We start from the raw sequence: 2144 nt of genomic DNA, 5'->3' as shown, positions 1-2144 counted from the left end.
AATACCCATCAAGTTGCTGCAAAATTCAGCTCGAAAGATCAACATGCCCTAAGAATAGTTATTAAAAATAAATCGCCTTATACAGGTCATGTGTTATAGAGTTGTTATAGTTAATAAAGATATTAATAATAATTTGGTTACATAACTTTTGCTTAGTTGTTTATCTCAGTAGTAGATAAGGGTGTCTCATGGAAGTATTTGCATTATCTCAACGACAAAAAATAACCGTTTTTTTAGTTATTCTGTCTATTGGCTTCATCAGCCTTGGTTTGTTTACCTCAAATCGTTTGTCTGTAATGGGGTCACAATATATCCGTAGTGGCGATGTCGCTGCTGGTTCGATTTCGATATACAAAACACAAAGTGCGTTACTGACACTTGCCGCTGACATCGATTCACTTAACGCGAGTGAAGTAGAAAAGACTAAGGTAACGATACAAGAAATTAAGCAGTTAGCCGATGAAAATGCTATTTTTCTAAAGGCGCTTGGTCTGATTCAGCAGGCTGATGGCCTGACGGGTAGTGTGGAAGAGTTTTATCAAACACTCATTCCATGGTTAACGGTGAAGGAAGAGCTCGGATTCAGTGTAGATGAGGGGAATTTAGGCCAGTTAAAATCGCTGGCGACAACCATTGAAATGAAAATTGAAGAAACCGGTATGGTGACTTTGAATTCAGATTTTCAGGTCATGATTAAAGCGCAACAAAACTATCTACTTCAGCCTAACGAGAAAAATCTCACATTGTTCAACAGAGCGATGGCAATGTTCGTAAACATGTCGAATACCTATGCGATGCTCGATCTCTATGAGAAAGAGATTGAAGCGATGAAAAGTACCTTTCTTAGAGTTGCCGAGCTTTCCCAAGAAATCGGAGCGATTGAACAAAACTTATTTCAAAGTGAATTACGCTTAAAGACGGTCATAGGCGATGTGACGGATACGTTAGCCAGTATTACGACTGAATACATTGGAAAGGCCGAGAAAAGTGCGGCTCAAACCCAATGGTCGGTACTTATAGCGTGTGCGGCATTAGCCGTATTTACTATTGCCATTTTTATCACAATCAGTGGCACGCTAACACGATCAGTTAAGCAAATAAGTACAATTCTTTCCGGCGTTGCGAAAGGGGATTTATCACAGAGAATGAAGATAGGTCCGAACGATAACGATGAATTTAACCAATTGGCGATGACGATTAATCAAAGTTGTGAAAATCTGGGTGAATTGGTTCATGGTGTACAAAATAGCAGTAATGCATTGTCAGTCAATGCGGCAGAACTGAATACTGGGATAGATACGTTGGCACACAATCAGTCGAAAGTATTAGGACAAACCGAGTTGTTAGCGTCTGCGACGGAAGAAGTCAGTGTGACCACGCAAGAAGTGTCTAATTCGCTGGAGTTTGTTGCTGATGTGAGTAAGTCATCGACCAATGCTGCAGAGGAAGGGGCGACGGTGATTAAAGGAGCCATTGATTCCCTTGAAGATGTCAACAATATACTGAAGTCGGCAGCAGGGCATATCCAACAGCTAGAAACCGCCTCCTCAAAAGTGGATTCCGTCATGGAGATTATTAACGGGATTGCGGAACAAACCAATCTACTTGCTTTGAATGCGGCGATAGAAGCGGCAAGGGCTGGTGAGCAGGGGAGAGGATTTGCCGTGGTTGCCGATGAAGTCAGGAACCTGGCGGTGAGAACGGTTGATGCAGTTGGTGAGATTTCAGGGACGATTGAAACCATGAAAAAAGAGAGTGCTGAAGTGATTCAGTACATTGGGCAATCTGAATCTTCTATCCAGGCGGGTCAAGAAAAAGGCCACGAAGCAATGACAGCATTAGGCCAAATCACTGAAAAGGCCGATGAAGCCGCTCATCAAACCGAAGTGATATTCGCCTCAATAAGAGAGCTTGCTACGACCAGTCAATCAATGGCAAATAACATGATAGAGATATCATCAGCAATGAAAGAACTCGAAAACAATAATGAACAGTTAAGACAGACGAGCGAGTTGGTGGATCAACGTTCAAGCAGCCTGAATTCAGACTGCGAACGCTTCAATATTTAGCCAGTTTCGCTGTTAGTAGGGTAGTCGGATCTATAAAGTGGTTTTTATTCTGTCGGCTATCCTACCGACTGTCCT

Annotated in this window: 1 protein-coding gene; it reads left to right on the top strand. The window is 42.2% G+C overall.

From position 1 onward, the window contains the following. Positions 1–188: 188 nt before the first annotated feature. Complete coding sequence (locus tag ACP45E_RS20605) at positions 189–2069, top strand: methyl-accepting chemotaxis protein (protein WP_017037316.1); 1881 nt, start codon at positions 189–191, stop codon at positions 2067–2069. Positions 2070–2144: the final 75 nt, after the last annotated feature.

This window comes from Vibrio genomosp. F10 str. 9ZD137 (genome assembly GCF_049974785.1).
Classification (GTDB): Bacteria; Pseudomonadota; Gammaproteobacteria; order Enterobacterales; family Vibrionaceae; genus Vibrio.
Note: the sequence above shows the minus strand (reverse complement) of the source record. Positions and strands in the feature narration are given on the sequence as shown.